Source organism: Nocardia sp. CC227C (genome assembly GCF_030767025.1).
Lineage (GTDB): Bacteria > Actinomycetota > Actinomycetes > Mycobacteriales > Mycobacteriaceae > Nocardia.
Map to the genome: position 1 here is coordinate 388,281 of NZ_JASITE010000002.1, position 5,122 is coordinate 393,402.

The following is a 5,122-nucleotide window of genomic DNA, read 5'->3' on the forward strand; positions in this document are numbered from 1 at the left end:
GGCAACCACCACAATTCAGACAAATACACAGCAGGCGTCGCGATTCGAACGGAACCGCGGCGCTACTCACCGAACGCGGTCGCCCGCCACCGCGACCGCGGCGCGGAAGGCGTCCTCAGCGCACCGTGATCACCCGGTTGTGCCAGCCGGTGGAACCGTCCGGGAAAGGTGGGGTGCGCTGTTCGGCCTGCTGCTCGCCGGTGCGGTCGGTGGCGCGCACCCGCAGGGTGTGGGTGCCCGGGGTGGCGCTCCACTCCCAGGTCCACTGCCGCCAGGTGTCCACGGAATACTCGGCGGCGAGGGTGGCGGGCTGCCAAGGCTGGTTGTCGACCTGCACCTCGACGCTGTCGATACCGCGGCGCTGCGCCCAGGCGACGCCGGCGACCGTCACCGGTCCGGCGGGGACGGTCGCGAACGCCGCGGGGACGTCGATGCGGGAGGCGATCTTGATCGGGGCGCGGTCGGCCCAGCCGCGCTCGGTCCAGTAGGCCCGGGCGCGGTCGAAGCGCGTCACCTCGAGATCCACCACCCACTTGGTGGCGGAGACGTAGCCGTACAGTCCCGGCACGATCAGGCGTGCGGGATAACCGTGGTCGATCGGCAGGGCCTCGCCGTTCATGCCGATCGCGAGCAAGGCGTCGCGGCCGTCCAGCACCGCCGCCAGCGGAGTTCCGGCCGTGAACCCGTCGATGCTGCGGGACAGCAGCATATCGGCGTCCGGCCGAACCCCGGCCTCGGCGAGCAGGTCGGCCAGGGGGTAGCCGAGCCAGCGGGCGGTGCCGACCAGTTCGCCCCCGACCTCGTTGGAGACGCAGGTGAGGGTGATGACACGCTCCACGGCAGGACGTCGCCGCAGCTCGTCGAAGTCGAATTCCACGGTGCGGTCGGTCATTCCGTGTATCCGCAGTCGCCAGTCGTCGCTGACCAGCGCGGGCAGTTGCAGCGCGGTGTCGACCCGGTAGAACCGGTCGTTGGGGGTGAGCAGCGTGGTGATGCCCGGAACGGGCAGGTCGGCCTCCGGTGGGATGGGCGGCGCGGCGCGGCGCACCGCGGGGAGTACGAATCGCGCCCGGTCGGCCACCACGTCCCGCAGGCGAGCGCCCAGCCAGCGGCCGGTCGCCGCCGCACCCGCCGCCACCGCGCCCGCCGCCACCGCACCGGCCAGGAAACGTCGCCGCGACAGCCCGTCGGATTCCCCGGCGCGGGGTGCCGCGGACGAGACGAGCGCGCGCAGCACCAGAATTCCGGCGACGATCCCCACCAGCGTGGGCAGCGCGAACCACGGTGTGGCGGTGGGCCGTTGCACCGCCGCCACCACCGTGACGCCGCCCAGGAGGAGCAGCAGCGCGCTGCCGATGGGCCGTCGGCGTTCCAGCAGGCCCGCGATCGCCGCGCCGATGACCATCACCACGGCCATGGAGATGAACAGGGCCAGTTTGTCATTGCTGCCGAAGCGTCGAATAGCCTCTTCTTTCAAGGCGGTCGGGGTATTGTCGACCATGGTCGCGCCCAGAACGAAGAACGGCGAGGACGCCGGATCGATGAATACCGCGATGAGATGACCCACCCCGAGCACCGTCGCCGAGCCCAGTACCCCGGCCACCGCGGCCCTTCCCCTGCCGATCCGGCCGAGGGGTGAATTCCGTTGGGAGTCATCGGCGGAAGTGGGCGTTTTCGACATGACGACTCCTTCGGATCGAGTCGGCTCAGGTGAGGTTGAGGCTGACCACCGGGGTGGTGGTCGGCTCAGGGGAGCCACCGGACGGTTCAACGGTGACGGCCAGGGTGTCGGCGAGCCGGAAGCCGGTGACCACCGGCATGGTCGACAGTGCGTCCACGACGGCGGCCGACCGTGGTTCGCCGCCCAGCTCGACCAGCCAGATCTGATAGCAGCGGCCGACGGGCGGAACCGGCACGTCCCGGAGGTCGACCGCCGCGGCCCCCAACACGGCCGACGAGCGCACCAGCAGCTCACCGCCGCCGGTAATCGGAGCGGTGCGGGTCACCGCGTCCGGCTGCCGTTCGATCATCGCTGCCGTCACCTCACCGGAACCGGTCGGCTCCCAGGGGCGTTGGACGACGAAGCCGATGCCCGCGCCGAGGGCGATCACGAGGACGACGGCAGCCGCGAACCAGTCCAGGCGGGAGAACGGCCCCAGGCCACCGTGTATCCGGAACCCCCCACCGGCGGCTCGGATGACACGGTCGAGCGCGCGCAGCAGCCGACCTTCCAATTCCGCCGGGGGAGGCACGGAGTCGACCGTGGTGAGATCGGCCAGGGTGTCGCGGAGGGCGACGACCGTGGCGTCGAATTCGGCGGCGGTGAATCGGTCCGCCCGTTCCCGGCGCGCTTCGATGGCCGCGCGTTCCGCATCGGACACGGCGTCGATCGCGTACGGGTAGGCGAGTTCGAGCAGGTCCAGGTCGGGCCGCTCGGTGGTGCTCATCGCAGGTCGCCTCCTGTCAAGCAGGCCGCCAGGCGCTTGAGCCCGTCGCGGATACGGGTTTTCACGGTGGACAAGGGCATACCCAGGTGGTCGGCGACCTCCGAATAGGTGCGGCCGCTGTAATAGGCCAGCGCGAGGGTTTCCCGCTGCAACGGTGTGAGTGTCTCCAGGCACCCGCGAACGGCCCCCTCGTCGAGACTCTGCTCCACGGCTTCCAGCACGACGTCGTGGTCACGACCCAGATGCAGATGGCCGTAGGCGGTTTCGCGCCCGGTCGCCGACCGCTCCGTGCGGATGCGGTCGACGGCCCGGCGGTGGGTCAGCATCATCAGCCATCCCATCGGACTGGCCATCCGCTCGTCGTAGCGCCCCGCCAGCGACCACGCCTGGAGGTACACCTCCTGGGTGATCTCCTCGGCGGTGGCCCGGTTGCGCAGCATGCGCAGCGCCAAGCCGTAGACCCGGTGGTTCGTCAGGCGGTACAGATCGGTGAATGCCGCACGGTCGCCGCCTCCCACCGCCGCCAGCAGCCCGATGAGACGTTCGGCGAGTTCCCTGTCCCGTTCCGGGCGGTCGGCAGGACAGGACGGCCGCGCCGCCGCGGTCTGCTCGAGATCACGGAACAGTGGAACAACCGTCGAATGCTCGTCGTCGGTCATGCCGGTACCTGCGGTATTCCGCCGGACTCGGCCGGGTCGAACGGGATTCGCGGCGTCGGCATCAGCCTCTCGCTTCCTGGCGGCGTGGTAGACGGGAGCGACCATGGCGTATCGGACTGTTCGCTCAGGCGGGCGGCATCAGCACGGTGTCGATCATGTAGACCGTCGCATTGGCGGTCTTGACCCCACCGCACACGACCGAGGCATCACCGACCTCGATGTCGTCGCCATCGCGGGTGACCGTGACCGACCCGCCCTCGACGGTCTGATGCGTTCCGGCGATCTTGTCGGGCGCGATCTGGCCGGGCACCACGTGGTAGGTGAGGATCTTGGTCAGCGTCGCCGAATCGGTCTTCAGACCGTCCACGGTCTCGCTCGGGATCTTGGCGAAGGCCGAATCGACCGGTGCGAAGACGGTGAACTGCCCGCCGTTCAGGGTGTCGACCAGATTCACCTCCGGGTTGAGCTGGCCGGATACCGCCGCCACCAGGGTGGTCAGCATCGGGTTGTTGGAGGCGGCGACCGCCACCGGATCCTGTGCCATGCCGCTCACCGAACCGGCGCCGGTGGGCACCTGCTCGGCGTACTCCGCACACCCGGGCCCGACCAGATCCGAGGCCGCGTCGGCGGTGGTCGTCGCGGCCGCCGTCGTGGTGGTCGGCGAGGTCGCGGCGGTCGAATCGGACTGGTCATCGGAGCACCCGGTCGCGACGGCGGTGGCGGTGGCCAGGGCGACGGCCACCGCGAGGGTGCGCTGCGACATCTTCATGATCATCTTCTTTCGTCGTGCGGTGCGCTTGCGCGGCCGCGGAATTCGGACGGGAGGGACTTCGGCCAGACATGCCGGTCGGATTGGTGTCCTTCCCGCTCGGTCCTTCGCCGGGGTCACCGGCCGCGGGTCGGGGGGCGGCAGCGACCGGTGACGTCCAACCGCGGGGTGCTGAGACCCCGAGTACTCATGACCGTCCACGAGTACCGAGAGGACTTCGCCCAGCTCCCACTCACGGTTTGGTGCCCGAGAAGATTTCTTCGGGTGGCCGCCGAATCGGACAAAGGTCCGAGCGCACACCAAACCGCGGCGGCGAGCGCGCCGAAATCGAGATAGACGCGGACGACGCACCGCTGCCGTGTGCAGCCGCCGGATCGCGCCCCGCCCCGCGCCGCCTGCCCGCTACCCCGCGCGCAACCCGTCGCTCGCCAGCAGTCGACGGTGAAACCCCGCATCCGTGACGGGCTCGAGCGCCCGCGGAACTGTTCGACAGGATCGGTGACCGATGTCTGACCTCCACGACGCGATTCCGGACGACGCGGATTTACCCGAGTTGGCATACCCCTATGCGCTCGACGCGCTCGGCGAGCGTGATCGGCGTGCGGTCGAGCACGCGCTCGGCACGGCCGATCCGGCTGTCGCGGAGGGCTTCCGCGACGTGGTCCGCGACGTCCGGGAAGCCATGGCCGCCATGACGGTCCTCGACGCGGTGCCCGCGCCCGCGCGTATCGAGGCCGCACTGCGACGCGCACTGGACGCGGGCGCGCCACGCCCCAGGGTCCTGCGTCGTGGGGCGCGGCGACCGTCGCTGCGGTGGTTGGCGGCGGCCCTGGTGATGGTCGCGATCGCGGCCACAACCGGGGTGGCGCTGCTGCGCGCGCCCACGCCGGAGCCCGGCGTCACCGCGCAGCAGATCCGCGCCCATGCCGACGCCCGAGTCGAGACCGCCGTCGTCGGCGGCGGCGGCACGGCGACCGTCAGCGCATCGGCGGAACTGGACGCGGCCGCGGTGTCCTTCGCGGCCGTGTCGGCGGCTCCGCCCGGACACGTCTACCAACTGTGGCTGGTACCGGCCGACGGCCGACCGCGTTCGGCCGCGGTCCTCGATGCGCTGCCCTCCGATACCGAGCCCCTGGTCGTACTGCTGGACCGCGCCGAAGGACTCGCGCTGTCGGTGGAACCCGCGGGCGGGTCGCCGCAGCCCTCCACCGAGCCGGTCGTCGCCGTGCCGCTGCGATGACCGGGAG

5 protein-coding genes are annotated in these 5,122 nt (G+C 70.8%); 1 reads left to right on the forward strand and 4 read right to left on the reverse strand.

Features of this window, described 5'->3' with window-relative positions; translation table 11 throughout:
- Positions 1-115 precede the first annotated feature (115 nt).
- The 4 genes from QMO76_RS04910 to QMO76_RS04925 all read right to left on the reverse strand — a co-directional run bounded on the left by QMO76_RS04910 (position 116) and on the right by QMO76_RS04925 (position 3,875).
- Positions 116-1,681 carry a molybdopterin-dependent oxidoreductase gene (locus QMO76_RS04910; RefSeq protein WP_306359964.1) on the reverse strand — a complete coding sequence of 522 codons (1,566 nt, stop codon included), beginning with the start codon at positions 1,679-1,681 and terminating at the stop codon, positions 116-118.
- 25 nt (positions 1,682-1,706) lie between these two features.
- On the reverse strand, positions 1,707-2,447 hold the full coding sequence (locus QMO76_RS04915) for an anti-sigma factor domain-containing protein (RefSeq protein ID WP_306359965.1): 741 nt from the start codon (positions 2,445-2,447) through the stop codon (positions 1,707-1,709).
- Positions 2,444-3,106 carry an ECF RNA polymerase sigma factor SigK gene (sigK, locus tag QMO76_RS04920; RefSeq protein ID WP_306359966.1) on the reverse strand — a complete coding sequence of 221 codons (663 nt, stop codon included), beginning with the start codon at positions 3,104-3,106 and terminating at the stop codon, positions 2,444-2,446. Before sigK ends, QMO76_RS04915 begins: the two co-directional genes overlap by 4 nt.
- Positions 3,107-3,230: 124 nt before the next feature.
- Positions 3,231-3,875 (reverse strand): fasciclin domain-containing protein, encoded by a 645-nt coding sequence (locus tag QMO76_RS04925; RefSeq protein WP_306359967.1) that lies wholly within the window; start codon positions 3,873-3,875, stop codon positions 3,231-3,233.
- A gap of 505 nt (positions 3,876-4,380) precedes the next feature.
- Here QMO76_RS04925 and QMO76_RS04930 point away from each other — a divergent pair.
- The gene (locus QMO76_RS04930; RefSeq protein ID WP_306359968.1) at positions 4,381-5,115 is read left to right on the forward strand and encodes an anti-sigma factor; all 735 of its coding nucleotides are present in this window, start codon (positions 4,381-4,383) and stop codon (positions 5,113-5,115) included.
- The last annotated feature ends 7 nt before the right edge of the window (positions 5,116-5,122 follow it).

Excerpts from the sequence above, each read along its gene's own strand:
- QMO76_RS04925 (WP_306359967.1), bottom strand. The coding sequence starts at position 3,875 with ATGAAGATGTCGCAGCGCACCCTCGCGGTGGCCGTCGCCCTGGCCACC.
- sigK (WP_306359966.1), bottom strand. The coding sequence starts at position 3,106 with ATGACCGACGACGAGCATTCGACGGTTGTTCCACTGTTCCGTGATCTC.
- QMO76_RS04910 (WP_306359964.1), bottom strand. The coding sequence starts at position 1,681 with ATGTCGAAAACGCCCACTTCCGCCGATGACTCCCAACGGAATTCACCC.
- QMO76_RS04915 (WP_306359965.1), bottom strand. The coding sequence starts at position 2,447 with ATGAGCACCACCGAGCGGCCCGACCTGGACCTGCTCGAACTCGCCTAC.
- QMO76_RS04930 (WP_306359968.1), top strand. The coding sequence starts at position 4,381 with ATGTCTGACCTCCACGACGCGATTCCGGACGACGCGGATTTACCCGAG.